Origin of the sequence: Streptomyces sp. NPDC002133, from assembly GCF_040296405.1 — a bacterium.
Classification (GTDB): Bacteria; Actinomycetota; Actinomycetes; order Streptomycetales; family Streptomycetaceae; genus Streptomyces.
On the sequence record NZ_JBEOXF010000021.1, the window covers coordinates 85,486 to 110,055 of the forward strand.

Consider the following 24,570-nt stretch of genomic DNA (forward strand, 5'->3'; position numbering starts at 1 on the left):
CCACCACCACCCCGACGCGCGCCGCCGTACAACGTCGAACCGACGTCCCAGCCCGGCGCTCCTGGAAGGAACACCCGAAAAGTGAAGCTTCAGCGCAACAACGGGCTTCGCGCCACCGCGCTTGCTGCCCTGGCGGTCTCCGGCGCCCTGGTCCTCACGGCGTGTGGCTCGGACAACAACGCTGGCGACACCACCGGCGGCACCGGTGACAAGACCGCCGCCGCCTCCGACATCAAGTGCGACGGCGCCAAGGGCCAGCTCCTCGCTGCCGGCTCCAGCGCGCAGAAGAACGCCATGGACCTCTGGGTGAAGGAATTCCAGGCGGCCTGCTCCGGCGTCGAGATCAACTACCAGCCCATCGGCTCCGGCGGCGGCATCACCAAGTTCAACCAGGGCCAGGTCGCCTTCGCCGGTTCGGACTCCGCCCTGAAGCCCGAAGAGGTCGAGGAGTCCAAGAAGCTCAGCAACGGCGGCCAGGGCATCAACCTGCCGATGCTCGGTGGCCCGATCGCGATCGGCTACAACCTGAGCGGTGTGGACAACCTCGTCCTCGACGCCCCGACCGTCGCCAAGATCTTCGACTCGAAGATCACCAAGTGGAATGACCCGGCGATCGCCAAGCTCAACCCGGGTGTCAAGCTGCCCAGCTCCACCATCCAGCCGTACCACCGCTCGGACGAGTCCGGCACCACCCAGAACCTGGGCAAGTACCTGAGCGAGGCCGCCCCGGCCGAGTGGAAGCACGACCCGAAGTCGAAGTCGTGGCTCGCCCCCGGCGGCCAGGCTGCCAACGGCTCCTCCGGTGTGGCCACGGGCGTCAAGGGCGCCGAGGGCACGATCGGCTACTTCGAGCTGTCCTACGCGACCGCCCAGAAGATCAACACCGTCAAGATCGACACCGGTGCCGGCGCCCCGGTCGAGGCCACTTCGGAGAACGCCTCCAAGGCGATCGCCGCGGCCAAGATCAAGGGCACCGGCAAGGACCTCGCTCTGAGTCTCGACTACACGACCAAGGCCGAGGGTGCCTACCCGATCATCCTGGTGACGTACGAGATCGTCCTCGACAAGGGCAACAAGGCGGAGACCCTGCCGACCCTGAAGGCGTTCCTCAACTACACCGCCAGCGAGGAGGGCCAGAAGGTCCTCACCGACGCCGGTTACGCCCCGCTGCCGGCCGAGATCGCGGCCAAGGTCCGCGAGATCGTCCCCACCCTGTCCTGACCCCGACCGGGGCCGGTCCGACCGCACCACGGCCGGACCGGCCCCGGCATCCGGTGCACCGCCGCCGGGAGCCGTCGACGGCTCCGCAGACCGGAGAGATTCATGGCAACCACCACTCACACAGAAGCGCCGCCCCCACCGGGGCCGCCCATAGAAACCACCAAGTCCAAGAGCCGCCCAGGAGACCGTGTCTTCCTGGGCCTGTCGCGCGGATCCGGCATCACCCTCCTGGTGATCATGGCCGCGATCGCCGGCTTCCTCACCTACCGCACGATCCTCGCGGTCTCGAAGGACGAGGGGAACTTCCTCACGGCCTTCGAATGGAACCCGGCAGGCGACCCGCCGGTCTTCGGCATCGCGGTCCTGGCCTTCGGCACGATCGTCTCGTCGGTCATCGCCATGGCCATCGCCGTGCCGGTCGCCGTCGGTATCGCTCTCTTCATCTCGCACTACGCGCCGCGCAGGCTCGCCGCCCCGCTCGCGTACGTCGTCGACCTGCTCGCCGCCGTGCCCAGCATCATCTACGGCCTCTGGGGCGCGATCTTCCTCGTCCCGTATCTGGACGGCCTCAACAAGTGGCTCGACGAGTACATGGGCTGGACGTACATCTTCGACAAGTCGAGCGACGGCCCCGCGCGCAGCCTCTTCACCGTCGGCATCCTGCTGGCGATCATGATCCTTCCGATCATCACCAACGTCACCCGTGAGGTCTTCCTCCAGGTTCCGAAGATGCACGAGGAGGCCGCACTCGCGCTCGGCGCGACGCGCTGGGAGGTCATCCGGATGTCGGTGATCCCCTTCGGCCGCTCCGGCATCATCAGCGCCTCGATGCTCGGCCTGGGTCGCGCCCTCGGCGAGACCATGGCCGTCGCCGTGGTGCTCTCCCCGAGCTTCCTGATCTCCGGGCATCTGCTCGACCCGGGCGGTGGCACGTTCGCCCAGAACATCGCCGCGAAGTTCAACGAGGCCGATGAGTTCGGACGGGACGCCCTGATCGCCTCCGGCCTCGTCCTCTTCGCCATCACGCTGCTGGTCAACGGTGCGGCCCGGTGGATCATCGCCCGCCGCAAGGAGTACTCGGGGGCCAACGCATGAGCCACGCCGTCCAGAACCAGCGTCCGGTCCGGACGACCAGGGTCGACCACCTCTCCCATGCGCGCCTCCCCCGATGGGCCCAGTCGGCCATCGCCGTCGGCTCCGTGGCCGCGGGCATCGGCGTCGGTCTGGCCGCCGGATGGCAGTCCAGGGTGCAGTGGGGCCTGATCGCCGCCCTGATCTTCGTGACCGCCAGCTATCTGCTCACCAGCCGGGTGGAGGGAAGCCGCCAGGCCAAGGACCGGGTGGCCACCAGCGTCATCTGGGTCTCCTTCGTCCTCGCCGTCGTCCCGCTGCTCTCCCTCTCCTGGGTCACGATCAGCAAGGGCGCGGAAGTCCTCGACGGGTACTTCCTGAGCCACTCGATGAACGGCGTCCTCGACGCCGAGACCGGCGGTGGTATCTACCACGCGCTGCTGGGCACCATCGAGCAGGTCCTCATCGCCACCGTGATCGCCGCCCCCATCGGGCTGATGACCGCGATCTACCTGGTCGAGTACGGCCGCGGGAAACTGGCGCGGGCCGTCACCTTCTTCGTTGACGTCATGACGGGCATTCCGTCGATCGTCGCGGGTCTGTTCATCCTCGCCACCTGGAATCTGCTGCTGGGCTTCGGGCCCTCCGGATTCGCCGGCGCGATGGCTCTCGCCATCCTGATGATGCCGGTCGTCGTCCGCTCCACCGAGGAGATGCTCAAGCTCGTCCCCAACGAGCTGCGCGAAGCCTCGCTCGCGCTGGGTGTCCCCAAGTGGCGGACGATCCTCAAGGTGGTCCTCCCGACCGCGATCGGCGGCATCACCACGGGCGTCATGCTCGCGGTGGCCCGTATCACCGGTGAGACGGCTCCCGTACTGCTGCTCGTCTTCGGTACGAAGCTGATCAACCCGAACCCGTTCGAAGGCGCTCAGGCCTCGCTGCCTCTGTACGTCTACGAGCAGTACGCCGTCGGTACCGACGCCGCCGTCGCCCGCGCCTGGGCAGCGGCCCTCGTACTGATCGCCTTCGTCATGATCCTCAACCTGGTGGCCCGCGGCATCGCCCGCTGGAAGGCCCCGAAGACCGGCCGCTGAGGCCTCGACATTCGGCTCCGCCGGGCGGGGTCAACCTGGAAGTGATTTAAATGGCCAAGCGAATCGACGTCAGCGGCCTGACTGCCTACTACGGCTCCCACAAGGCCATCGAGGACATCTCGATGACCGTGGAGCCCCGCTCCGTGACGGCCTTCATCGGCCCCTCCGGCTGCGGCAAGTCCACGTTCCTGCGCACCCTGAACCGTATGCACGAGGTCACCCCCGGTGGCCGCGTGGAGGGCAAGGTGCTCCTGGACGACGAGAACCTGTACGGCTCGCACGTCGACCCGGTCGCGGTGCGGCGTACGGTCGGCATGGTGTTCCAGCGCCCGAACCCGTTCCCGACCATGTCGATCTTCGACAATGTCGCGGCGGGCCTGAAGCTCAACGGCAAGTACAACAAGCGCCAGCTTGCGGACATCGTCGAGAAGTCCCTCAAGGGCGCGAACCTCTGGAACGAGGTCAAGGACCGTCTCAACAAGCCCGGTTCGGGCCTGTCCGGCGGTCAGCAGCAGCGTCTGTGCATCGCCCGTGCGATCGCGGTCGAGCCGGACGTCCTGCTGATGGACGAGCCCTGCTCCGCGCTGGACCCGATCTCGACCCTCGCGATCGAGGACCTCATCGGTGAGCTGAAGGAGCGCTTCACGATCGTCATCGTGACGCACAACATGCAGCAGGCGGCGCGCGTCTCGGACCGCACTGCCTTCTTCAACCTCTCGGCCGTCGGCCAGCCCGGCCGGCTGATCGAGATCGACGAGACCGAGCGCATCTTCTCCAACCCCTCGGTCCAGGCCACCGAGGACTACATCTCGGGCCGCTTCGGCTGAGCCGACCGCCGGCCTCCCGGACTGCCTCGCGGTGCTGCATGGCGGTGCCACCGCAAGGCACAGGGTCCGCCCCCGCTCCCACAAGGAGCGGGGGCGGACCCACTTCTGCCCCGGTTCACTGTCGGTACGGGGTACTGCAAGCCCGCCGGGCGGCGGACGACAAACACTCCGACCCACCTGCCGGTACGGGGAGCGTCGGACCCGTCGGGCGCTTGGGGACCGCCCGGCGCCCGGCCCGCCTGCGGGTACAGGCAACTCCAAGCCCGTCCGGCGACTGAGGACTTGCACCCCGGCGCACTGTGGGTACGGGCCACCCGGAGCCGGTCCGGCGATTGAGCACGACACCCCGGCCCGCCTGCTGATACAGGGAGACTGGGAGTCCGTCCGACGATTGCGGACGGACACCTCGGCCAACCGCACGGTGCCGCGGGGCGCGCGCCCACGCGACGGAGCCGCACATATGGCACAGCCGGAAAGAGAGCGCAGGCGGAAGGAGAGGGTGTCCGGCACAGGCCCATGCCTGCCGGGCCCGGGGCGGAGCCCCGGTGTCCGGTACCGGCGTCAGCCGAAGGCCAGGTTCACGATCCAGAAGCTGAACGCCGCCGCCACCGCCGCCGCCGGCATCGTGATGAACCACCCCATCACGATGTTCTTCGCGACGCCCCACCGCACCGCGTTCACACGCTTCGTCGCCCCGACGCCCATGATCGCCGACGTGATCACATGCGTCGTCGAAATCGGCGCTTGGAAGAGGAACGCCGACCCGAACATGATCGAGGCCCCCGTCGTCTCCGCCGCGAAGCCCTGCGGCGGGTCCAGCTCGATGATCTTCCGCCCGAGCGTCCGCATGATGCGCCAGCCGCCCGCGTACGTGCCCAGGGACAGCATCACGGCGCACACGATCTTGACCCACACCGGGATCGGGTCCCCGAAGTCCTCGACGTCCGCGATGACCAGAGCCATCACCACGACACCCATGGTCTTCTGCGCGTCCTGCAGACCGTGGCCGAGGGCCATGCCCGCCGCCGACACCGTCTGCGCGATACGGAAGCCCCGCTTCGCCTTCGCCGGGTTCGACCTGCGGAACATCCACATGATCCCGGTCATCACCAGGTACCCGATGCCCAGCCCGACCAGCGGCGAGACGAACATCGGGATGATGACCTTGTCGACGACGCCGCCCCAGATGACCTCGGTCCCGCCGGCCAGCGCCGCGCCGACCATCCCGCCGAAGAGCGCGTGCGAGGACGAGGACGGCAGGCCGTAGTACCAGGTGATCAGGTTCCAGATGATGGCGCCGACCAGTGCCGCGAAGAGGATGGCCATCCCGCGGTCGCCCTTGGGCGTCGCGATCAGTCCCTCGCTCACGGTCTTGGCGACCCCGCTGCCGAGGAACGCACCGACGAGGTTCATCACCGCGGCCATCACCAACGCGGCCCGCGGCGTCAGGGCCCGTGTGGACACGGACGTCGCAATGGCGTTGGCCGAGTCGTGGAAGCCGTTCGTGTACGTGAAGAAGAGCGCGACCCCGACGGTCACGATCAGTGCAAACGTGTCCACGGAGCCTCAGGACTCCTTGACCGCGATGGTCTCCACCGTGTTGGCCACGTGCTCGAAGGCGTCTGCGGCTTCCTCCAGCACGTCCACGATCTGCTTGAGTTTGAGCACCTCGATGGCGTCGTACTTTCCGTTGAACAGGTGCGCCAGGAGCTTGCGGTGGATCTGGTCCGCCTGGTTCTCGAGCCGGTTGACCTCGATCCAGTACTCGGTGAGGTTGTCCATCGTCCGCAGATGCGGCATCGCCTCAGCCGTCAGCTCCGCCGCCCGCGCCAGCACCTCGATCTGCTGCTCGACACCCTTCGGCAGCTCCTCGACGTTGTAGAGGACGACCAGGTCGACGGCCTCCTCCATGAAGTCCATGATGTCGTCGAGGGACGAGGCGAGGGAGTAGATGTCCTCGCGGTCGAAGGGCGTGATGAACGAGGAGTTCAGCTGATGGAAGATCGCGTGGGTGGCGTCGTCCCCGGCGTGCTCCGCTGCCCGCATCCGTTCCGCGATCTCGGCTCGGGCGGGACCGTCCGCCCCGAGCAATTCCATCAGGAGTTTCGAGCCCGTGACGATGTTGTCCGCGGACGCGGCAAACATGTCGTAGAAGCTCGTCTCCCTGGGGGTCAGACGAAATCGCACGTGGGGTCCTCGGGGTGCTGGGTTTCGGTCAGGCTGATGCTAGGCGCATCGTCCGGCCGCGGCTAACCGGCGTCCCACTCAGTGTCGCCCATCGAGGACACCGATCAGCACGGGGCCCTGCCGCAACCGCCAGGGATCGGTACCATATACCCACGAGGGGTATACCGGACAGAGCCGGACAGGACTTCGGGAGGATGCGATGACGACCATGGATGCGGCCACGAACGCGACCATGCACATGGACACGGACACGGCCACGGAGACGGCCGGCGGTCCTCCCGTCACGGACCACGACCGCGGCGTGCACGGCTACCACAAGCAGAAGGACGAGCACCTCAAGCGGCTGCGCCGGATCGAGGGCCAGATCCGCGGCCTTCAGCGCATGGTCGACGAGGACACGTACTGCATCGACATACTCACCCAGGTCTCGGCGTCCACGAAGGCGCTGCAGTCCTTCGCTCTGCAGCTGCTCGAGGAGCATCTGCGCCACTGCGTCGCGGACGCGGCGCTCAAGGGGGGTGACGAGATCGACGCGAAGGTCGAGGAGGCGACGAAGGCGATCGCCCGCATGATGCGGACATGACCAGGGGCGCGGCACCGCACCCCTGACTCATCCGGGGTCGCTCACTCTGCTCACGTCGGCCACGCTGCTCACGTTGAGCACCTCGTCGATACGGTCGGCGCTGAGCCGCTCCCCGTCCGCGGCCGACGCCGCGATCATCAACTCACCGCACAGCTCGATCTCGGCGAGGGCGACGTGGTCCTGGACTGTCGGCGTACTGGGCGGAGCCACGTGCTTTCACCTCTTCCGGCCGGTGTCGACTCCCTAGCGTAGGGAGCGCAACACGCTCCACGCATGGCACGTCCGGACCATTTACCGACAGCCCGTCTGCCCAGAGCCGCACCTTCCCCGTGCTAGAGGCGCACCTTCCCGGCGAAGATGTCCCGGTCGGCCGGCAGCTGTACGACGACGGGCGCGCCGAACTCGAACAGCAGCGTCGTCGAGGCGACGGCGACGGTACGGCCCTGATTCACGAAGCTGAAGTGGTGGCGCACCTTGCGCAGCCGTCCGGCGTCGTCGAGGTACGCGTCGAACGGCACGGAGTCCTCGGCAAACCCTTTCGCCGCCGCGGCCAGCGCACCCCTCGCACGAGGGGACGCGACTTCCGCCGCGCGCGCGATGTGTGTGGTGCCGCGGTAGTGGGTGACCTTGACGCCCGCGAGGTCCTCCTGTCCGACGTACGTCACCGTCCGAGCCCCGCGCAGCAGTTCGGCGGCGGCGGCCGGGTCGGTCGCGCCGCCCGTGACCAGGTTGCCGTCCCGCAGAGTGGTCGTGTCGACCCGTACCCATTTGTCGGCGGGGACACCCGCACCGCGGTTCTTCATGTAGAGGGCGCCGGGCGCGAGCAGTTCGGTGATCGGCCGGTGCTCGTCCGCGCCCGCGGGATCCTTGGGCAGGACGATACGGAGGCTGCCCATGCTGCGGCGGAAGTCGTACCCGCCCTCGCCGCGGATGGTGACCCGCGTTCCGCCGGCCGCCATCTCCATGGACGTACGCGCCTTCGCGGTCCCTGCACCGGCGAGCACGTCCGCGGCGTTCCGTACGACGGCGACGGGGTCTCCCGGCGGCCGGGCGTCGGCCACGGCGTTCCCGCCCGCGGAGCACCCTGTGGTTCCGGCCACACCCATACCCACACCCACCACGGCGGCGACGGCACATACCCCGCCCCTGAGCCTGTGCTGTTGCACCACCATCGCCGGCATCCCCTTCCTGGACCCACCCGCCCCGGATAACGACGGCCCCGGCGCGTCGTCACGCCAAGTACGGTGGTGTCGTGCAAAGGCAACACAAGACGCACACGTCCGAACGCGGAGCTTTCGCCGTCGCGGGCTGCGCCTGCGGCTGGCGCGGCCCCGCCCGCCGCTCGCGCGACCGCGCCCGCGCCGACGCCGAACTCCACGCGACAAACCCCCCACGGGACCCGTAACCGCGGGGGATTGCCTCTCTGTGTAGAAGGGGAGCCGCGTTCACCGCCCAGCCCCCGACGGCCCGCCCGGCCGACGGGACCAAGCCCTCGTACGCGAACCCTCCGGCAGTACCACGGCGTTGCCGTGTCCGGGACCACCGCGCACAGCCCGCGCGGAGTGAAGCCTCCGCGCTACGCCGCCAGGTCGTTCTCGCCCGGCTGCGAACCCTGCTCCTGCCGCGGCTCCGCGAAGTCCAGCCGCCCGTGGGGCCGGCGTCCGCGCTCCGCGGCGCCCGGTGCGCGACGGGACCGCACGAGCCGGCCGGCGCGCCCGGAGTGGGCGACCATGGACAGCAGCGGGGTCAGCAGGCCCAGCGCCAACGGCGCGAGCAGCAGCGTGACGGCCGTGCCGAGCGCGAATCCGCCCACCACGTCCGTCGGGTAGTGCACACCCACGTAGACCCGGCAGAAGCCTTCCGCCAGCGCGAGCCCGATCGCCACGAGCCCGAAGCGGCGGTGTGCGACGAAGAGGCCGACGCCCAGGGCCATCGCCATCGTCGCGTGGTCGCTGACGAACGAGAAGTCGGTCTTCCCGGCCACCAGCACCTCGATCCCCTGGTGGTCCAGGAACGGCCGTGGCCGTTCCACGAACCCGCGGATCGGGATGTTCACGAGCAGCGCGAGACCGGCCGCCAGCGGTGCCCAGACCAGCGCGGCGGACGCCGAGACCGAGTCCTCCTCCGTACCCCGGCGCCGCACGCTCCACCAGCACCACAGCACCACGAGGACCATCGCGAGCATGATCCCGTACTCACCGACGAACTCCATGACGCGGTCGAACCACGCCGGCGCGGACCGGGCCAGCCCGTTGATGTCGTGGAGCAGGCTGACATCGGGGTTCGACCCCGAGCCGAGTGCGAGTCCAGCCATGTGCTGCGGCTCCTTGCCTGACTGTCGTGCCCATGCGGCGGCGCACCACGCTGTGCGCCGCTCCTGCCAACCCCCCGTGGTCGGTCCTTCGGTGCGGTGTGTGTACCTACGTATGTTCCGCCCCGGGAACGGTTCGCCCTACCGCCGCGTTCCACTCTCTACGGAACGATCACGATGACGTTATCGAAGAGTGATACATCGCCGCAGCTCAGGGCCTTGGCTTAACGGAGAGTTCCGGCCATTGCCGACGCCCCGTCAGCCCGGCGTCAACCTGCCGGCCACTTCGTCGGCAGCGCCGCGGCGCCGTCCTTCGTGACCCGGGTCGCCCCGAAGTAGTCGGGCGTGTCGATCTTGTCGAAGCGGATCACGGCCCCTGTGTACGGCGCGTTGATCATGTACCCGCCGCCGACGTACAGTCCCACGTGCCGGATCGCCCGCGAGTTGGTCAGGTCGTCCGAGAAGAACACCAGGTCCCCGGGGAGCAGCTCGTCCCGCGAGGGATGCGGACCGGCGTTGTACTGGTCGTTCGCGACCCGCGGCAGCTCGATCCCCACGGTCCGGTACGCGGCCTGCGTCAGCCCCGAGCAGTCGAAGCGCCCGCCCTGCTCCGGCGTCCCGTTCCCGCCCCACAGATACTTCGTACCGAGTTTCTGCTGCGCGAAGTAGATCGCCCCGGCCGCCTGCCGCGACGGCTCGACCCGCCCGACCGGCCGGGCGAAGCTCTTCTCCAGCGACCGGATCACCTTGACGTAATTCTGCGTCTCCTTGTAGGGCGGCACCCCGCCGTACTTGATGACCGCGTACGCCCCCGCGTTGTAGGCGGCCAGCATGTTGTCCGTCGGATCGCCGGGCGCCTTCTTCACATAACCGGCCAACTTGCAGTCGTACGACGCCGCCGACGGGATCGCGTCCGCCGGGTCCCAGACGTCGCGGTCGCCGTCACCGTCCCCGTCCACGCCGTGCGCGGCCCACGTCCCCGGAATGAACTGCGCGATCCCCTGCGCCGCCGCCGGACTCTGCGCCCGCGGATTCCAGCCACTCTCCTGGTACAGCTGCGCCGCGAGCAGCGCGGGATTGATGGCCGGGCAGAGATTGCCCCATTTCTGCACCAGCGGCTGGTACAGCGCCGGCACGGCCCCCTTGGCCAGCGCGACCGCCCCTCCGCCTCCGTTCCTGACGATCCCGGCGGCGGCGGTGTACGTCCCGACGACGAGCAGCGCGACGAAGCTCAGGCACAGCCCGACGGCCCCACCGGCGAGCAGCCACGCCTTACGCACCGTCAACCACCCTCCACCGCTCGGCTGTTCACGCTGAGCCAGTCTAGGGGCGTCGGCACGGATCGAGGAGGTGACCGGACCTGCCGCCCAGGCCCGTGGAGGGCCTCACGGCACCCCTGGCCCAGGCTGTTACCCACAGGTAGCGTGTGTTCTACACCTGTCTGCAGGGGAGAGGCGGCCCGTCATGGCGGAACCCGAGGCGTTCTACGAGCGGATCTCCGAGAACCGCTTCGTGTCGACCGAGCACACCCGCGGCCCGTGGGACGCGGGCTCCCAGCACGCCGGACCTCCGGCCGCACTGCTGGGCCGGTCCCTGGACGAGCGGCCGGGGGCGCGGACGGACATGCGGCTGGCGCGGGTCACGTACGAGATCGTCCGTCCGGTGCCGATCCGGCCGCTCGAGATCACCACGACCGTGCTGCGGTCGGGGCGGAGCGTGGAGCTCGTCGAGGCGACCCTCGCGCCCGAAGGCGAGACGGCGCCCGTCATGTTCGCCCGCGCACTCCGTATCCGTACGCTCGAGGAGCCCGGCCCCGCCGTGGCCGACGGGCCGCAGACGCCCTCACCCGGGGAGACCGCCGACACGCCCTTCTTCGGCGTGCCGTGGGACGTCGGCTACCACACGTCCATGGACACCCGGTTCACCGAAGGCGCCTTCAGGGAACAGGGCCCCGGCACCTGCTGGATGCGCATGCGGATGCCGCTCGTCGCGGGCGAGGAGATCCGCCCCCTGGACCGCGTCCTCGTCGCCGCCGACTCCGGCAACGGCATCAGCAACGTCCTCGACTTCAGCCGCCACGTCTTTGTCAACGCCGACCTGACGGTCCATCTGCACCGCCACCCCGTCGGCGAGTGGGTGTGCGTCGAGGCGCGCACGAGCGTGGACCCCGCAGGCATCGGCCTCGCCGACTCCCAGCTCCACGACGAAAAGGGCCCCATCGGCCGTAGCGCGCAGAGCCTGTTCATCGCGCCTCGCTGACACCTCCACTAGATGCGTTTGCGCCAACATTCACTGATCGCGCCAGCGGAATTTAACCTTCCCCGTCCTCGGCACAAAATTTCCGGGGCACAGGGAAATTGACTTCCAGTCGCATCGAATGTGCGTGCTACGGTCCTCGACGTCGGGGGGCGATGCGCGGGTAGGTTCCGCGTGCGTTGCGCTTCCCGGATCAGTGTCGAAGAACCAACCAATCAAAGGGAAGTTCATGCACCTGAAGCGTTTCGCAGCCACCGGTGTCACGGTCCTCGCGCTCACGGGCGCCGGCCTCGCCACCGCTGCTCCGGCCAATGCAGCGGTCTCGTGCCCGTCCGGTTACGCCTGCCTGCACTACAACTCGAATTTCGAAGGCGCAATCTTCGCGCAGGCCGACGGCGTCTCCAATTACGCGGGACTCAAGTTCTCCGCTTCCACCTACCCCAACGGCTCCAGCGGCGCGGGCGCGTACGTGAAGAACAACGCCGCATCGGTGAACAACAACAACCTGCACAACGCGTTCCGCGTCTATTACAACTCCGGCTACGACGGCAGCTACGCCTACCAGACGATCGGCGCGTGGACTGCCAGCAATCTGAACTCGAGGATGAAGAACAACAACGCCTCGGGCCGCTTCGTCTGAGAGATCGCACCGGACAGCCCCACCAGGTGGGGGCTCACGGGCGCTCCGCTCGCCGGAATCGAGCGGAGCGCCCGCTCCTACTCTCTCGCACCGCGCCCGCTCCCTCCAGGCACGTCCTGCCCTGCGCATTCCCCGTCGGCCCACCGCCGTCCGCCGCCCCAAGGAAGTTGGCCTCGTGTCCCACCGCCGCCATGCCTCGAAACGGGCCGCGCTGCCGCCCGTCCTCGCCCTCGCCGCACTCACCACGCTCACGGGCTGCTCCGCGGACTCCGCGGACAAGGACGGCAGGACCCGGTCCGGCGCGCCGGACGCCAGTGACGTCCCCGCGAAGGGTGCCCCGGGGGTCACCACCGTCCCCGAGATCTCCACGCGCGTGGAGAAGCCCGTGCCGGTCCAGGACTACCTGCTGTCCGACGCGCAGTGGAGGCAGCTCGGCGAGGCCGGTGAGGTTCTGCGTCAGCGCTGCATGCAGCGGTTCGGCCTCACGTACGAGATCGTCGCGCCCGCACATAACGGCCCTGGTCAGACCATCTCCGAGTACCGCTATGGGATCCTTGACCCGAAGTACACCGCCAGGCACGGCTACCTCACGCCGTCCGCCCTGGCGCAGTCGGCCACGAGCGGCAAGCCGGCCGCAGGGGCGGAGCAGCTCGCCCGGATGTCGAAGGACGAGCAACTGGTCCTCCTCGGCACCACGGACCCCAAAGTCAGCGCCGCCGACCAGGCCCAGGCCACCGGCGGCCAGAAGGTCAGGGGCCGGACGGTACCGAAGGGCGGTTGCGTCGGTGAGTCCCAGGAGAAGCTCGGCGGTACGGCCGACTCCGGCATCGGCGACGCACAGATCGCCAATGACGTCAATCTGAACAGCTTCGCCAAGTCCCTCGAGGACACGCGTGTTCGGCAGGTCTTCACCGAATGGTCCGCGTGCATGAAGGCGAAGGGATACGAGTACGAGACCCCCATCCAGGCGAGCAACGACAAGCGCTGGTCCCCCAAGCGCGGCTCCGCCGAGGAGAAGGCCACGGCCACCGCGGACGCGGAATGCAAGATGGAGAAGAATGTCACCGGAGTCTGGTACGCGGTCGACGTGGCCTATCAGAACCAGATGATCGAGCAGCACCGCACAGAACTCGACGCGGTCAAGAAGGGCATCGCCGAGCGGATGAGACTCGCGGCGCAGGCCACGACCCCCTAGAGCCTCGGTAGGTCGTCAGAGCTTGGCCACACAGGTCCACAGGTCGAGAATGATCGTCGCGCAGCCGAGGGCGGGACGATCGGCAGCCGCAGTACCACCAGGTCACGCCTGTTCCGCCCGAGACCGCACCGCCGCAGTCCCGGTTCGCCCTGGCCGGAGTCGGCATCGCGCCGCACCGCTTCACGCGTCTCCCGCGTACCGCCAGCAGTCCCTGATCAGCGCCCGCGAAGTCGGTCCGGTCACGCCCACCTGGCTGAGACAGGATGGTGACCGCCCCGGCGGAGGGGGCGATGTGCGCCGCCGTTCCGGTGCCGCCCACCCATCCGTAGCGCCCCGGCACATTCCACGAGCCGTCGGGCGCGACGTCGACCGAGCCGCCGAAGCCCAAGCCCTGGCCCTGGCCCTGGCCCTGGCCCTGGCCCTGGCCCTCCAGGAACAACTCGCCCCGCGCGCCATCAGGCCCTACCGCTCCTGGCACCGAGCCGCTGATGACATGCGCCTCGAGGATGCCGTGCAGGTCGGTCATCGGTCCTCTCTGTCCGTGGGAGCCCCGCCGGGTATGGGCCGGTCACGTGGCCTGGACCAGCAACTACTACGCTGTGTCACGCAGCCAGGAAGGCTGTGCACCAACCCCGTCGACGACCACGCCGGGGTGAGCAATACGCAACACGCACCACAGGAGAACAAATGGAGAACGTGGGGAACAAGGTCCGTCGAGCCGGCGACTCCGGGGGGACGATCGCCGCAGTGGCCGTCATCGCGCTCATCGCGATCGCCGTGGCGCTGCTCGGGCTGATGACCGTCCGCGCATGAGCTGACGGTCCGGCAGGGCGGCTCGGTCACCGGTCTCCGGGGCCGCCGCCCTGCCGACAAGCCCGACGGGTCGAGCCCGCCCTCGTCGCCCCCCGTCGTCAACGTCGGCGGGACCCAACCAGCCGTCACGCCCCCCGTGTTGGAGTGACGCGTGAATCCCGTGCTCGCGGAACACGCCCTGACCTCGTGATTTCCGGCCTTCAGTGCCCCAACGACAGTCATTGCCCGGAGTCACTGTGCGTGATACACAGAGTTACCATACGGGTACTCGCAGGAAACCTGTCCGCTGCCACCGCAGGTCAGCGTGGCCGGTTCGGTCATGCGTGCGGGGATCGGGTAAAGAGACCAGCCAAGTCGGCGCACGAGACCGGTTTCATCAGCGAAGATAGAGCGAGACCCGTGCCGAGTGGCAAGGGCGTCGAACTACCCGACAGGGGCGGTGAGTTACATGATCCTGGCAGCCGAGAAAGGCGACATCACCACCATCATCGGGGGAATCGCCCCGAACTGGGGGCCCTTCGGAAGCCTTGGGAACGAGGCTCGCGTGATGATCGAGGTCGTGATGGCGGTGGCCATCCTGCTCTGCCTGGGCATCGCGATCTGGGGCGCGGCGAAGCAGCGCATCGGCGCGACGGCACTGCGCGACACCTTCAGCGCGGAACAGGGCAAGGGCCTGATCGTGGCCGGACTGACCGGAGTCTTCATCATCGGTTCGCTGGGGACACTGTTCACCATCGTGTACGGGATGGCCGTCTGACGTCCCTTCGGCTCTCCCCGCCTTCGCTCCGGCCAACTCCGACCATCCCCGACACCATCCGCCCGTCGTGCCCACCGGCAGAGGTTGCGTCTCCCTGATGTCGAGTCACCACACCGCGCCCGCGCGGACACCAGCACGGCTACCGTCGTACTACGGCTACACGTACGGGTACGGCGCGGCACCGCACACGGCTGAGGGGGCGTACGCGGCATGAGCTTCGGCGACGAACACGACAGCATCGGGGGTGCGGGGCAGACCCGCACCCGCCTCCCGGAGACCGGAACGAGCGGCGACGTGTACGGCGGCGCGCGGCGGCCCGTACGCAACTCGCGCTCCCTCATCACGGCCGTGGGCGTGGTCGTGCTGCTGATCGCCGCGATCGCGTTCGCGAACCGCGGAGACGGCACGGACACCACGAAGACCACCGAGAAGGCCCCGGGCGCGGCCCCGACGGCGGCGACGGGCGTCCGGCCGGTGACCGGGAAGGACGGGGAGATCCCGACGGGGTATGCGCGGGACGAACAGGGGGCGCAGAGTGCGGCGGCGAATTATGCGGTTGCCCTTGTCTCCGCCGAGATCCTCAAGCCGGATCGCCGGAGCCAGATCGTCCGCCAGTTGTTCGTCGCGACCAAGGTCGACGAGCTCGAAGCCAGCTTCAACAAGGCCTACAGCAAGGAGTTCCTCGACAAGCTCGGACTCGACGCCAGCGGGAACGCCGCCGAGGGTCTGACCTACGTCTCGCGGACAGCGCCCGTCGGCACCAAAGCCACGCAGTATGCAGGTAGCTCCGCGTCCGTGGAGGTCTGGTGCACCGGAGTCTTCGGCACGGCTGGGGTGGGCTCCACCAACCCGGTGACCAACGACTGGTTCACCATGACGTTGAAGCTCCAGTGGGTGAACGGGGACTGGAAGGTCGAGAGCTTCTCCCAGAAAGAGGGTCCCGCTCCCGTGAACGCTGACCGAACGGCCTCCGACGCCGACGAGATCGCGAAGGCCGTCGAAGAGTTCGGAGGGTTCACGTATGCCCGGTAGCCCGCGCCGCGCACTCCACGCCACCAGCGTGGTGGCAATGGTCCAGGCAGTGGCGGTGCTGCTTGCCACCCGGGCCTCCGCGGCACCCTCGCCCACGCCATCCCCGTCCGACAGGGACAACTGCGACCTCATCGTCGGCCCCGCCCGCGACTACTGCGAAAACGGCGAGGGCACCGCCCGCCGCTCCCCCTCCCTCGACGACCCCACCACCCCCCTCGACCCCCTCGCCTCGCTCGCCAAGGGCTGCGCCGACGCCGCCGTGTGGATCGTCGACGCGCTGTCGAAGGCCGTGAAGTCCACCGCCGAGGTGGACTTCACGAACAGCACCTTCCTCGCCCAGTACGCCGTCGTCTTCGCCGCCTCCACCTTCCTCACCCTCGTCCTCTGGCTCCTCGCGGTCGCCAAGCGCGCCATCCGTGGCGTTCCGCTCATGACCGCGATGTCCGAGGCCGTCGGGTTCCTCTGGCTGACCGTCCTGGCCTCGGCCTTCACGCCGCTGATCCTCTACACGCTGGTCTCGGCGACCGATGCCGTCACCGACGTCATCGCCGCCGGCACCGGCGGCCAGACAGACGTGTTCTTCGGGAGCTTCAAGGAGGCCCTGCAGAAGGGCGACGACATCGGCGGCGGGCCGATCATGCTGATCATCGTGTCGCTCGTCACCGTCCTCGCAGCAGGCGTGCTCTATCTGGAGCTGTTCATCCGGGCCGTGCTGCTCTACGTCGGCGCGCTGCTCGGCGTGGTCGTGTACGCGGGGCTCGTGGACAAGAACCTCTGGGGGCATGTGCGCCGCTGGGCGGGGATCATGATCGCGGTGATCCTGGTCAAGCCGGTGATCATCATCGTCCTCGGTCTCGCCGGAGCCCTGTCCGGCGACGACGGGCCGGACTCGCTCTCCGCGGTCGTCACCGGCCTCGCGATCATCCTGCTCGCGATCTTCGCCTCGGCGATGATCTATCGCTTCGTGCCCGGCTTCGGCGACGAGATCGCCACCTCCCGCAACAACCGCATCCAGAACAGCGCGGAGAACAAGGCGGCCGCCGTGATCAGCTCCCCGGCCGCCCTGGTCTCGCAGGGCATCAAGACCCACAGCAGCCGCAGCCACCAGCAGGGCGACCCGTCCGGGAGCACGCCGCGGCCCGCGAGCCCCGTCGCCGGCGGAGTGGCTGCCCACAGCTCACGCGGAACCGGGGGCGGGGTCGGCGGCGGAACTGTCCCCTCCGCCGCACCTCCGCCCCGTAGCGGCGGCAGCGCCCCCAGCACCAGCACCCCCCACAGCCACCGCAAGAGCTCAGGCACAGGCACAGGCACAGGAAGCACAGGAGGTGGAGGGCGTTGACGACGCAAGTCCAGCCCATCGCGCCCCGCCGTACATATCTCATCGGCCGGGCCAGGCCGAACGCGATCATCGGCAAGAACCGCGAGACCGGCGAGATCGCCCTGATCATCGCCGGCGCGTTCCTCGGCATGATGAGCGGCCTGCTGGTCCCCGTCCTGTCCCTGCGGATCGTGCTGCTGATGGGCTTCCCGCTGCTCGCGCTGGCCGCCGTGTACGTCCCGTACAAGCAGCGCACCTTCTACCGCTGGTACGAGATCAACCGCAGCTACAAGCGCACCCTCCGCCAGGGCACCGTCTACCGATCCGGCGCCATGGAGGCCGGCACCCGCATCGACGGCCGCGAGGTCGAGGTCGGGCCGCCGCCCGGCATCGGCAGGATCAGCTGGCTCGCCGCTCCCTTCGGCCCGGACGAGATCGCCGTACTGCTCCACGCCGACCGCCGTACCGTCACCGCGGCGATCGAGATCGAAGGTCCGGGCGTCGGGCTGCGCGACAGCGAGGACCAGGAAGCTCTGGTGGACCGTTTCGGCACCCTCCTCAAGCATGTCGCCAACGGCGACGGCTTTGTGACCCGCATTCAGATGCTGGCCCGTACCCTCCCCGCCGATCCCGACGCGCACGCCAAGGACGTCGCCCAGCGCGGCGACCCGGCTTCGCCCGGCTGGCTCCGGGAGTCCTACGAGCAGCTGCAGTCGATGGTCTCGACGTCGAGCGAGCAGCACCGCGCCTACCTCGTCGCGTGCATGCACTACACCCGTGAACTCGCCGCCGAGGCCCACACCATGGCCCGCGCCGCCCGCCAGGCGAGTGGGGCCAAGAGGCTCGACAAGGACGCCGGCCTCGCCGTCGTCATGGCCCGCGAGCTCACCGACATCTGCGCCCGGCTCGCCGAGGCCGACATCCGCGTGCGCCAGCCCCTCGGCCAGGCCCGGCTCGCCTCTCTCGTGCACTCGATGTACGACCCGGACCACCCCATCGACCACATCCAGGCGATGACGAAACGAAACGCGTGGCCCGCCGAACTGGACGCGATGGAGCCGACGTACCTCCAGGCCAAGACCCGCGAGTCGTCCACGCGCGCCCCCTGGTGCCACGCCACCGCCTGGGTCAAGGAGTGGCCGATGACCCCCGTCGGCGTCAACTTCCTCGCCCCGCTGCTCGTCCACACCCCGGACGTGATCCGTACGGTCGCCGTCTGCATGGACCTCGAACCCACCGAGGTCGCCATCGAGCGGATGCTGACCGAGAAGACGAACGACGAGGCGGAGGCGAGCCGCGCCGCCAAGATGAACCGTACGGTCGACCCGCGCGACATCGCCGCGCACGGCAGGCTCGACCAGCGGGGTGAAGATCTCGCCAGTGGCGCGGCAGGCGTCAATCTTGTCGGGTACATCACTGTGTCGTCGCGTACGCCCGAAGCCCTGGCCAGGGACAAGCGCACGATCAGAGCCTCGGCGGGCAAGTCGTATCTGAAGCTGGAGTGGTGCGACCGCGAGCACCACCGGGCCTTTGTGAACACGCTGCCGTTCGCGACCGGCATCCGCCGCTAGCGCACCGAACGCCGACACGCGCCGATACGTGCCGATAGGGGCCCCGACCTGATGCGAGATCCGCTGTCCGTCCTCACCGAATCCTTCACCTCCTTCCTCTTCGGGAAGGTCGAGACGACGCGGCTGCCCGTGCGTACGTCGACGGGCCAGGCGCAGGCCGTCTATCTGCCGACCGCCGCGCCCGGCCTCGGCGACTCGGGCGTGATCATCGGCCGCGAGGTGTACAGCGGAAAGGGCTACATCTACGACCCCTTCCGGCTGTACGGGCAGCAGCTGCCGGCCCCGCACTGGCTGGTCCTCGGCGAGTCCGGCAACGGCAAGTCGGCTCTGGAGAAGACCTACGTGCTCCGACAGCTCCGCTTCCGCGACCGGCAGGTCGTCGTCCTGGACGCCCAGGGCGAGGACGGGGTCGGTGAGTGGAACCTCATCGCCCAGGAGCTGGGAATAACGCCCATCCGCCTCGACCCGATGGCCGCCCTCGACGGCGGCATCCGCCTCAACCCGCTCGACCCGGCGATCACGACGACGGGCCAGCTGGCGCTGCTGCGGACCATCATCGAGGTCGCGATGGGGCACGGGCTCGACGAGCGGTCGGGCTTCGCGCTGAAGGTCGCCCACGCGTACGTCAACGAGGCGATCACCGACCGGCAGCCGGTGCTGACCGACATCGTCGAACAACTCCGCCACCCGGAGCCCGAATCGGCCGAGGCGATGAACGTCGACATAGACGACGTGCGCGCCTGGGGTCTGGACGTCGCGCTGGTCCTGGACCGGCTCGTCGACGGGGACCTGCGAGGCATGTTCGACGGTCCGACGACGGTCGGGATCGACCTCGACGCGCCGCTGATCATCTTCGATCTGTCGCACATCGACCGGAACTCGATCGCGATGCCGATCCTGATGGCCATCGTGGGCGTGTGGCTGGAGCACACCTGGATCCGCCCCGACCGCAAGAAGCGCATCTTCCTCGTCGAGGAGGCCTGGCACATCATCAACAGCCCGTTCGTGGCCCAGCTCTTCCAGCGGCTGCTCAAGTTCGGCCGACGGCTGGGGCTCTCCTTCGTCGCGGTCGTCCACCACCTCAGCGATGTGGTCGACGGCGCGGCGGCGCGGGAGGCGGCGGCGATCCTGAAGATGGCCTCCACCCGGACGATCTACGCCCAGAAGGCGGACGAGGCACGGGCGACCGGCCGGGTCCTCGGCCTGCCACGGTGGGCCGTCGAGATCATCCCGACCCTGACGCCCGGTATCGCGGTGTGGGACGTCAACGGCAACGTCCAGGTGGTGAAACACCTGGTGACGGAGGCGGAGCGCCCGCTGGTCTACACGGACCGGGCCATGACGGAGTCGTCCGCACGGGACGACGTGCCCGAAGACGTACGGGCCGCGGACCGGGAGGCGGAGCAACGGGCGGCCCTCATCGAGCAGCAGCAGGCGCATCTGAACGAGTCCTCCGAGTCGACGGTGGCGTGACATGTCACCGTCTCCGCGCGAGCGCGAGTCCCGCGTCCCCGAGGAACGGGGTATCCCGGACGGCCTGTTGGTGGGCCTGCTGGGATTCCTCCTCGGGCTGACGCTGCTGGTGTGGACGGCGACGGGCCTGGCGGGACTGTTCGCGCACGGGGCCTGGCCGGACGGGGTGACGTTCACGCACACCCCGCTCGCGATGCGCAGCCTGGCCTCGGGACCGCACGACCTCCCGGCCGCATGGCCCACGACGCCTGAGGGGCAGCTCTCGGGGTACGGGCTGTTCTGGGGCCTGCTCATCGGCGAGCTGATGGTCCTGGTCGTGCTCGCGGTCTTCGCCCTGGGCACGCTGGCGCGGTGGCGGGTGGTGCGGGCCACCCGCGGGCAGAAGTCCGCGGAGGCGGGGGCGACGGCGTTCGCGACCGAGTCGGGCGGCGCGGCCGGCTCCGGCGCGGCTCCACCCGCCGCGGCCGACCTCACAGAAGCGATCGGTCAGGCCCCCGAGCCCGGCCACCCCCACACCGTCGCCACCGTTGCCTCCACCGTCCCCACGGTCGCTTCCCACGTCGCGACGGAACCGCAGACGGCCCCCCTCGCGGAGGCCACCGTGCCCGCCCCCCGTGCCCCGCGCGGCCCCCTCGTCGTCTACGGTGACCCGCCCACCCGCCGGTCCTCAACCGTCCAGGCCATCCGGGACGCCGACGGCCCCGCGCTCGTCGTCACCTCCGACCCCACCGTGTGGGCGGAGACCAAGGACGCCCGTGCCAAACTCGGCCCCGTCCTCGTGTACGACCCCGGCCACCTGTGCGACACCCCGGCACGCCTCCACTGGTCGCCCGTCTCCGGCTGCGAGAACGCCGACACCGCCGCCGCCCGGGCAGCCGCACTGCTCGCCCCCGTCCGTCCACGTGCCCGCCTCGACGCCGCGGTCGCCGACACTGCTGAAACGCTCCTGCGCTGCTGGCTGCACGCCGCCGCCGTGGACGGACGCCCGTTCAAGCAGGCCCACCGCTGGGCGCAGGGCAACAGCGCCGAACCCGTACGTGTCCTCCGTACGCACCCCAAGGCCGCCTCCGGCCTCGCCGGCCTCCTCGAGTCGGCGCTCACCGCACACCCCGAACGCCGTGAGATCGCCCAGGAACTGACGGTCCGCACGCTGGCTTCACTGGCATCCGTACATATCCGCGAAGCCTGCACACCCAATCGAGCGGATTCGCTCGCCCTGGAATCTTTCGTGGACGAGGGGGGCACGCTTTATGTGGTGGGTGAACCGATCGAGGATCCCCGCACCCGCCCGGGCGCGATGCCCCTGCTGACCGCCCTCACCTCAAGCGTGGTCGAGCACGGCCGCCGCATGGCCGCACGGTCATCCGACGGTCGGCTCGACCCACCACTCACGCTGGTCCTCGAGGACGTGGCCGCCGTGGCCCCGCTGCCCATGCTTCCCGGGCTGCTGGCCTCCGGCTCGGACCAGGGCATGCCGACCCTGGCGCTGCTCCGCTCCCGCGAACAGGGCAGGGCCCGCTGGAGCGAGCCCCTCACCCGCTAGCTGCCCCGCAGATGCCGTCCCCCACGGTTTCCGTTGCCGACAGCCGCCGTTGCCGATAGCCGCCGTTCCCGCCGCATCGCGCCGTACAACCCTTTTCCCTCACGCGTGGTCAAACGGGGCACCGGAAAGGAACGGGCCCTTTCCGGCACACCCCCGCACCCGCCCGGTCATCCTTGAACCAAGGAGCCGCTCGTGCGCAAGTACCGTACGGCCGCTGTCGCCGCGGCCTCGTTTCTCCTGATGGCGGGAGCGGTCATCGCCGCTCCCTCGGCTTACGCCGGTGTCCCCGGCGGGACGCACGCAAGTGACCGCAACAGCGATTTCAACGGTGACGGCTACGAGGACGTGCTCGTCGGCGCGCCGGGCGGAACCGTGAGCGGGAAGAAGGGCGCGGGGTACGTGACCGTGCAGTACGGCGGGTCCACGGGTATCGGCACCCGCCGGGCCGCCGTCGTCAGCCAGTCCACGTCCGGGGTGCCTGGCGCCGCCGAGACGGGCGACGGCTTCGGGAGGGCAGTGGCCACGGGCGACCTCGACGCGGACGGCTACGACGACGCGATCGTGGGCATCCCGGGCGAGGACATCGGCACGGTGCAGGACGCGGGCGGCATCACCATTCTGTGGGGGTCGTCACGCGGGCTGTCCGGTGCGAACAGCGACTGGCTGGAGACCGCGGAGCCTGCGGCCGGCGAGAGGTTCGGCAGCGCGCTCGCCGCGGCCCGCTTCAGCCCTGACACCCCGGGGGACCAACTGGCGGTTCTGCAGCGGGACGACCTCGAACTGTACGCGTACGAGGCCGTCCCGCAGCCGCAGTCCGCGCCGCTGCGGCGCACTGCTCACAACCGCCTCTCCGCCGGGGCCCAGGCGCGCGACATCCTGCCCAAGTCCCTGACCACCGGGGACTACGACAACAACGGTCTCGCCGACCTCATCGTCTCCGGAGTCACCGCGGGCCCTGAGGAGCCGGGGCACGGCTGGTCGTCCTTCTTCTCCGGTCAGGTGCAGGGGCTGGTGTACGAGCGTGATCTGCGCGGCGGTCCGGTGACGGCATCCGGCGACATCAACAACGACGGCTACGACGACCTCGTCACCGGTGAGCCGCACAGCCCCAACGACGGTGGCGACTGGCTGACCGGCGGCCAGGTCGGCGTCTACTACGGCAGCCCCGACGGACCGCTCGGCATCGACGGTGCGGGCAGTCCGCCGCAGTGGTGGACCCAGAACTCGCCCGGAGTTCCCGGCACGGCCGAGCGCGCCGACGGCTGGGGCACGGACCTCTCCGTCGCCGACACCAACGGCGACGGGTACGCGGACGTGGCGATCGGTGCGGCCGGCGAGGACATCGGCACGGTCGCGGACGCGGGGGCGGTGTGGATACTTCGCGGCTCGGCCGGCGGCCTGACCGCCACCGGCGCCAAGTCGTGGGACCAGAACTCCGCCAACGTGCCAGGCACAGCCGAGCGGGGCGACCGCTGGGGCGGCCAGGTCAGGTTGACGGACCCGAACCGGGACGGCCGCTTCGGCCTGCTGGCCTCGGCCCCCGGCGAGAACACCAACGACGGTGTCGTGTGGGTGCTCTCGGCCGGCTCGGGCGGGGTCACGGCCTCCGGCTCGTGGACGTACGGCGCCGGCTCACTCGCCGCCCCGTCGGTCGACGCCATGTACGGGGCGGCGATCGACGAGTAGGCCGGGAAAGCCGGGAGACGTCTGGCCGTCGTGTGAAGCGCGGGGGCGCCGGAGTTCCAGCTCCAGCTCCCGCGCCGTCGGATCCCCGGGCACCGGGACCGTCTCCCCACCGGGAACGAACCCGAAGCGCCGATAGAAGGCCCGGGCCCGCGGGTTGCCCTCGTGCACGTACAACCGGACCCGCTCGACCCGCGGCTCCTCCAGCGACCAGGACCACTCGACCGCGGCCCGGAACAACTCGTCGGCCAGGCCCATGCCACGGACCTCCGGCCGTACGAACACCCCGACGAGATGCGTCTGGTCGACCGTTGCCGGGGCGCCGAACCGCGGCTCGTCCTGCGTCCGTTCGACCAGCACGGTCACCGTGCCGTCCCACCGTCCGTCAGGCGCCTCGGCGATGAACTGACCGACGAACACCCCGGCCGCGGCATCCCTCGTACGTTCGCGCCAGAAGTCAGGCGTCCGTTCGAGACCCTGCTCGTACGTCTCCAGGAAGGCGACCGGCGCTGCGGGGTCCTGAAGTGCGGCGAGCCGGAGGTCCCGCGCCTTCTCCCATTCGTCGGCACGTAGCGGCCGTATGAGGTGCTCCATGCGCACAGCCTGATCGCTCACTCCGTGATCGGCAACGCCATTTGATGCTGAACGCAGAAAAGCCCCGGACCAAAAGGTCCGGGGCTCCCCGCAATAATTGTTCGGCGGCGTCCTACTCTCCCACAGGGTCCCCCCTGCAGTACCATCGGCGCTGAAAGGCTTAGCTTCCGGGTTCGAAATGTAACCGGGCGTTTCCCTAACGCTATGACCACCGAAACACTATGAAGATATCGAACACCCGCCGGCCATGGGCATGGGTCTGTTCGTTACTTCAGAACTAACACAGTGGACGCGAGCAACTGAGGACAAGCCCTCGGCCTATTAGTACCAGTCAGCTCCACCCGTTACCGGGCTTCCACATCTGGCCTATCAACCCAGTCGTCTACTGGGAGCCTTACCCC

General features: G+C 69.3%; 22 protein-coding genes, 2 rRNA genes and 1 pseudogene. 16 read left to right on the plus strand and 9 right to left on the minus strand.

Annotation, left to right across the window (positions count from 1 at the left end; genetic code table 11):
- Positions 1-81 precede the first annotated feature (81 nt).
- The 4 genes from pstS (at position 82) to pstB (ending at position 4,213) form a co-directional block, all read left to right on the plus strand.
- Complete coding sequence (gene pstS / locus ABT078_RS21255; protein ID WP_351229931.1) at positions 82-1,221, plus strand: phosphate ABC transporter substrate-binding protein PstS; 1,140 nt, start codon at positions 82-84, stop codon at positions 1,219-1,221.
- Positions 1,222-1,323: 102 nt separating this feature from the next.
- A complete protein-coding gene (pstC, locus tag ABT078_RS21260; protein ID WP_351229933.1) occupies positions 1,324-2,316 on the plus strand; it encodes a phosphate ABC transporter permease subunit PstC in 993 nt (330 codons plus the stop codon).
- A complete protein-coding gene (gene pstA / locus ABT078_RS21265) occupies positions 2,313-3,386 on the plus strand; it encodes a phosphate ABC transporter permease PstA (RefSeq protein ID WP_351229935.1) in 1,074 nt (357 codons plus the stop codon). Before pstC ends, pstA begins: the two co-directional genes overlap by 4 nt.
- Before the next feature lie 50 nt (positions 3,387-3,436).
- Entirely contained in the window at positions 3,437-4,213 is a 777-nt protein-coding gene (pstB, locus tag ABT078_RS21270; protein WP_351229936.1) for a phosphate ABC transporter ATP-binding protein PstB, read from the plus strand.
- A 561-nt stretch (positions 4,214-4,774) separates the two neighbouring features.
- Here pstB and ABT078_RS21275 read toward each other — a convergent pair.
- Positions 4,775-5,773: an inorganic phosphate transporter gene (locus ABT078_RS21275; protein WP_351229938.1), complete on the minus strand. Its 999-nt coding sequence runs from the start codon at positions 5,771-5,773 to the stop codon at positions 4,775-4,777.
- A 6-nt stretch (positions 5,774-5,779) separates the two neighbouring features.
- Positions 5,780-6,400, minus strand: coding sequence for a DUF47 domain-containing protein (locus tag ABT078_RS21280; RefSeq protein ID WP_093661211.1), 621 nt, complete (start codon positions 6,398-6,400; stop codon positions 5,780-5,782).
- Positions 6,401-6,599: 199 nt separating this feature from the next.
- On the opposite strand from ABT078_RS21280, the gene ABT078_RS21285 reads away from it, so the two are divergent.
- On the plus strand, positions 6,600-6,983 hold the full coding sequence (locus ABT078_RS21285; RefSeq protein WP_502981269.1) for a metal-sensitive transcriptional regulator: 384 nt from the start codon (positions 6,600-6,602) through the stop codon (positions 6,981-6,983).
- Positions 6,984-7,010: 27 nt separating this feature from the next.
- Here the strand turns inward: ABT078_RS21285 and ABT078_RS21290 are convergent, their stop codons facing one another.
- The 4 genes from ABT078_RS21290 to ABT078_RS21310 all read right to left on the minus strand — a co-directional run bounded on the left by ABT078_RS21290 (position 7,011) and on the right by ABT078_RS21310 (position 10,574).
- A complete protein-coding gene (locus ABT078_RS21290) occupies positions 7,011-7,193 on the minus strand; it encodes a hypothetical protein (protein ID WP_351229941.1) in 183 nt (60 codons plus the stop codon).
- 122 nt (positions 7,194-7,315) lie between these two features.
- Positions 7,316-8,155: an SCO4651 family lipoprotein gene (locus ABT078_RS21295; RefSeq protein WP_351229943.1), complete on the minus strand. Its 840-nt coding sequence runs from the start codon at positions 8,153-8,155 to the stop codon at positions 7,316-7,318.
- A gap of 404 nt (positions 8,156-8,559) precedes the next feature.
- Positions 8,560-9,297: a phosphatase PAP2 family protein gene (locus ABT078_RS21305; RefSeq protein WP_351229945.1), complete on the minus strand. Its 738-nt coding sequence runs from the start codon at positions 9,295-9,297 to the stop codon at positions 8,560-8,562.
- A 266-nt stretch (positions 9,298-9,563) separates the two neighbouring features.
- Positions 9,564-10,574, minus strand: coding sequence for a C40 family peptidase (locus tag ABT078_RS21310; RefSeq protein WP_351229985.1), 1,011 nt, complete (start codon positions 10,572-10,574; stop codon positions 9,564-9,566).
- A gap of 184 nt (positions 10,575-10,758) precedes the next feature.
- Here ABT078_RS21310 and ABT078_RS21315 point away from each other — a divergent pair, with 184 nt between their 5' ends.
- From ABT078_RS21315 to ABT078_RS21370, 11 genes are all read left to right on the plus strand, one after another.
- Positions 10,759-11,553 (plus strand): thioesterase family protein, encoded by a 795-nt coding sequence (locus tag ABT078_RS21315; protein WP_351229947.1) that lies wholly within the window; start codon positions 10,759-10,761, stop codon positions 11,551-11,553.
- Positions 11,554-11,779: 226 nt separating this feature from the next.
- Complete coding sequence (locus ABT078_RS21320) at positions 11,780-12,190, plus strand: peptidase inhibitor family I36 protein (protein WP_351229949.1); 411 nt, start codon at positions 11,780-11,782, stop codon at positions 12,188-12,190.
- 175 nt (positions 12,191-12,365) lie between these two features.
- Entirely contained in the window at positions 12,366-13,385 is a 1,020-nt protein-coding gene (locus ABT078_RS21325; RefSeq protein WP_351229951.1) for a hypothetical protein, read from the plus strand.
- 687 nt (positions 13,386-14,072) lie between these two features.
- Entirely contained in the window at positions 14,073-14,198 is a 126-nt protein-coding gene (locus tag ABT078_RS21335) for a hypothetical protein (protein ID WP_351229953.1), read from the plus strand.
- Between the two features lie 448 nt (positions 14,199-14,646).
- Positions 14,647-14,955, plus strand: coding sequence for a DUF8827 family protein (locus ABT078_RS21340; RefSeq protein WP_142217964.1), 309 nt, complete (start codon positions 14,647-14,649; stop codon positions 14,953-14,955).
- Between the two features lie 210 nt (positions 14,956-15,165).
- Entirely contained in the window at positions 15,166-15,987 is an 822-nt protein-coding gene (locus tag ABT078_RS21345) for a DUF8175 domain-containg protein (RefSeq protein ID WP_351229955.1), read from the plus strand.
- On the plus strand, positions 15,977-17,326 hold the full coding sequence (locus ABT078_RS21350) for a hypothetical protein (protein ID WP_351229957.1): 1,350 nt from the start codon (positions 15,977-15,979) through the stop codon (positions 17,324-17,326). Before ABT078_RS21345 ends, ABT078_RS21350 begins: the two co-directional genes overlap by 11 nt.
- The gene (locus ABT078_RS21355; protein WP_351229959.1) at positions 17,323-18,876 is read left to right on the plus strand and encodes an SCO6880 family protein; all 1,554 of its coding nucleotides are present in this window, start codon (positions 17,323-17,325) and stop codon (positions 18,874-18,876) included. Before ABT078_RS21350 ends, ABT078_RS21355 begins: the two co-directional genes overlap by 4 nt.
- Before the next feature lie 51 nt (positions 18,877-18,927).
- Positions 18,928-20,349: an ATP-binding protein gene (locus ABT078_RS21360; protein WP_351229961.1), complete on the plus strand. Its 1,422-nt coding sequence runs from the start codon at positions 18,928-18,930 to the stop codon at positions 20,347-20,349.
- Between the two features lies 1 nt (position 20,350).
- A complete protein-coding gene (locus ABT078_RS21365) occupies positions 20,351-21,892 on the plus strand; it encodes a type VI secretion protein (protein ID WP_351229963.1) in 1,542 nt (513 codons plus the stop codon).
- Positions 21,893-22,084: 192 nt separating this feature from the next.
- Positions 22,085-23,578: an FG-GAP and VCBS repeat-containing protein gene (locus ABT078_RS21370; protein ID WP_351229965.1), complete on the plus strand. Its 1,494-nt coding sequence runs from the start codon at positions 22,085-22,087 to the stop codon at positions 23,576-23,578.
- 42 nt (positions 23,579-23,620) lie between these two features.
- On the opposite strand, the pseudogene ABT078_RS21375 reads toward ABT078_RS21370, so the two are convergent.
- From ABT078_RS21375 to ABT078_RS21385, 3 genes and pseudogenes are all read right to left on the minus strand, one after another.
- Positions 23,621-24,169 (minus strand): annotated as a pseudogene (locus ABT078_RS21375) (GNAT family N-acetyltransferase); the annotation flags it as partial.
- A 99-nt stretch (positions 24,170-24,268) separates the two neighbouring features.
- Positions 24,269-24,385, minus strand: a 5S ribosomal RNA gene (gene rrf, locus ABT078_RS21380).
- 85 nt (positions 24,386-24,470) lie between these two features.
- Positions 24,471-24,570: ribosomal RNA gene (locus ABT078_RS21385) — 23S ribosomal RNA — on the minus strand; the annotation flags it as partial.